The sequence below is a fragment of the uncultured Ellagibacter sp. genome (assembly GCF_934636505.1).
In the GTDB taxonomy this organism is placed as follows: domain Bacteria; phylum Actinomycetota; class Coriobacteriia; order Coriobacteriales; family Eggerthellaceae; genus Ellagibacter.
The window spans coordinates 1-3,198 of sequence record NZ_CAKUAL010000116.1 but is presented as its reverse complement, the minus strand read 5'-3'; the positions used below and the strand labels follow the sequence as shown (position 1 = coordinate 3,198).

3 protein-coding genes are annotated in these 3,198 nt (G+C 61.0%); all 3 read right to left on the bottom strand.

What is annotated here, in order from left to right:
* Window positions 1-869 (bottom strand): alanine--tRNA ligase-related protein (locus tag Q0G18_RS09215; protein ID WP_297152348.1); only part of this gene is annotated, 869 nt, incomplete at its 3' end.
* A gap of 87 nt (window positions 870-956) precedes the next feature.
* Window positions 957-2,276 carry an AI-2E family transporter gene (locus Q0G18_RS09210; RefSeq protein WP_297152351.1) on the bottom strand — a complete coding sequence of 440 codons (1,320 nt, stop codon included), beginning with the start codon at window positions 2,274-2,276 and terminating at the stop codon, window positions 957-959.
* A 12-nt stretch (window positions 2,277-2,288) separates the two neighbouring features.
* Complete coding sequence (locus Q0G18_RS09205) at window positions 2,289-3,020, bottom strand: DUF948 domain-containing protein (RefSeq protein ID WP_297152345.1); 732 nt, start codon at window positions 3,018-3,020, stop codon at window positions 2,289-2,291.
* Window positions 3,021-3,198: the final 178 nt, after the last annotated feature.

The window sequence follows — 3,198 nt, the reverse complement described above, 5'->3', positions numbered from 1 at the left end:
CCGTCGGCGATCATGAACGTGACCGAACGGCTGTGGTCGGCGATGATGCGCAGCGACTTGTCCACCGCTGCGTCCTGCTTGTAGGTCTTGCCCGCCAGGCGCTCGCCCACGCCGACGAGGCTGCGAAGCACGTCAGTGTCGTAGTTGTTGGTGACGCCCTGCATGATGGCGGCAATGCGCTCGAGGCCCATGCCGGTGTCGATGTTCTTGGTGAGCAGCGGTGCGAGCGTGCCGTCTTCCTGGCCGTCGAACTGGGTGAACACGCAGTTCCAGAACTCGAGGTAGCGGTCGCAATCGCAGCCGGGCTTGCAGTCGGGGCTGCCGCAGCCGACTTCGGGACCCTGGTCGAAGTAGATCTCGGAGCAGGGGCCGCAGGGGCCGGTGGGGCCGGCGCGCCAGAAGTTATCGTCCTCTCCGAGGCGCGAGATGTGGTCCTCGGGAACGCCGAGCGACTTCCAGATCTCGATTGTCTCGTCGTCGTCCTCGAACACCGTGAAGTAGAGCTTCTCCGCCGGCAGGCCAAGCACCTCGGTGGAGAACTCGAAGGCCCAGGCGCACATCTCGTTCTTGAAGTACTTGCCGAAGCTGAAGTTGCCCATCATCTCGAAAAACGACAGGTGACGCGCGTCGCCGATGTTGTCGATGTCGTTGGTACGCACGCACTTCTGCGCGGTCGTGGTGCCGATGTAGGCTGGGTCGAGCTCCTTCTGGTGAAGGAAGTAGGGCTTGAACTGCACCATGCCAGCGCTCGTCAAAAGCAGCGACGGATCGTCGGGGATGAGCGAGGAGGACGGCATGCGCTTGCATCCCTTCTCCTCGAAGAAGGCGAGGTACTTCTCGCGGATTTCTGCGGTGGTCATGTACTTCATGGTGGTTGTTCTTCCCTTATCACTCAAGAACGCCCCGCAGGAATGCGGAAGCGCTCGTTTCCACGTTGTCAACAGCGCGAGGCGCCGCTATTTCTTTTCTTCCTTTCCGCGCAGGCGCTCCCTGATTTTGCGCCTGTTCTCGGCATTTTCGGCGCGTTTCTTCTCGGCACGCTCGAATTCCGCCGATCCGTCGGGGTGCGGGGACGTAGCATCGGCGATAGGATTCGGTGCATCGCCGTCTTCGCTCGACGAGGGAGTGCCCAAGAAGAACACGCCGTCCTTCGAGACGAGGCGTCGACCCGTTCGCTTCTCGAAATAATACACGAAAACGGATTTCGCGACGGCAACGGCGGGAATAGATGCCAGCATGCCCACAAGCGAGCCTGAAAGCCCGCCCATTGCACCGCCAAGCGCCGAGCCCGCCATGAGGGCGATGAGCGTAAGCGCCGGGTGGATGTCGACCGAGTCGGACATGATCTTAGGCGAGATGAACGTGTAGACGAACTGCTGGATCACGATGGTGCCGATGATGGCGATGACGGCGACGAGCGGGCTTACGAAGATGCCGACGATCGCAGCGAGACCGCCGCCCAGCCAGGGGCCGATGATCGGGATGATGTTTAAGATGCCCGTGATGCCGCCCAAGGCCATCGAGTTGGGGATGCCGAGCACGGCGAAGAGGACTCCACAGGCCACGCCGATGATCGCGCACTGAAGAAGCGTTCCCTTGATGTAGCCGCCCATCACGCGCGTGAACGTGATGTGGAGCATCTCGAGGTCCTCGGCATGCGCGTCACCCACGAGGCGCTTGCATTCGCGCCCGAGCTGGGGCAGCTGCATGAGGATCCAGAAGGCGACCACGAGCGCGAAGCCGATGGCCATAAGCGCGTTGGCGAGCCCCGTGCCGAACGCGATGGCGCCCGAGGCGCTGTTCTTCGCGAAGTCGCCCGCCCACTCCATGGCGGAGGCCTGCACGTCGGTGACGAATGCGCGGACGGACTCGTCCTCGAGCATGTAGGCGTAGCGCGCGTACATGTCGTTTGCCCAGTCGGAGATGCCCTGCACGTAGACGGGGACGTTCTCGATCAAGTTCGCGAACTGGGTGTTCATGCCGACGCCAGGCGAGAACAAAAGGAACGCTACAAGCGCCAGCACCGCGAACATGATCACGTAGCCAATGGCCGTGCCCACCGTTCGGTTGATGCCGATTTCCTCGAGCTTGTTCACCGTGCCGCGCAGGACGAACACGATGATGGTCGTCCAGATAACGATGGCGACGGGCACTGAGAGAATGTTCAATAGCTGCACGACGACCCAGGTGAGCGCGATGGCGCCCACGATGGTCCAAACGTTTAAGAAACGCCTGCGAGCCTTGTCCGTCTTATCCGATTGCTTGTTCTGCGCCACGTCGCTCAAAGCCTATTCCTCCGAAGACGCCGTTTTCTCGGCATCAGATGAGGCGGTGGCACCCGTTTCCGGGGCATAGGTGAAGTATTTGCTCTCGTCGGAAGAGGCGGGCTCGACTACGGGCGCGGGCTCGGATTCAGGCTGTACGGCGGCTGCGGCTGCGGAAGCGGCTGCAGCGGTTGCGGAAGCCTCCTCGCTAGACGCCTTGCCAGCAACTCGGCCTTTGCCGGCAGCAACCGCGGCAGCTGCGGCATCGGCGGTCGCATCGACGAAATCGCTGACGGGATTAGGCTCGTCAGGTGCGCCCTGCCCTAAGGCAACAGACTCGTCGGACGCCTTTTTCGGCGTGAACTTCCGGCGGACCTTCTTGGTGACGGAGTTGACGAGCTCGAGGGGCGCATTGGTCACCGTATCGACCGCGTTCACGGCACTCGATGCCGAGCTGGTGATTTCCCCCACGTCCTCGAGAATCTGATCGAGGCGCATGACTTCCAGATTCGCGGCGTCGACCGTGAGGGACACGCGATCGACCAGGGGATCGATTTTGTCGCACACAGGCTCAAGCGATGCCGTAATCTTCTCCACGTGCTCGAGCGTGGGCTCGAGTTGCTTCTGCACGCTCGTCACCGTTTCGCGAGTCTTGCGAATCGTCATGACAAGCTCGATGACAAACCACACCAAAACGATGCCGACCAGCACATATACCACCGGCAAAGCAACGTTTATCACGCTGAAGAAATCCATCCGCGCCTCCTTTGTTCCGAAGCCTTAACTATAGCACTTCGCCCGTTCCATCAGGCTCTTTCCGTGGCGTTTTCACCTGCTGTTCATAGGCTTCGGGCGCAGGTTGATTTGTAAGTTCATCCGAACACTTAGGTTTCGTTCTCGAACTCAGCCGGACATGTCCGGCTGAGTTCGAGAA

Coding starts and splice junctions, on each gene's coding strand:
- Q0G18_RS09205 (WP_297152345.1), bottom strand. CDS start 3,020: ATGGATTTCTTCAGCGTGATAAACGTTGCTTTGCCGGTGGTATATGTG.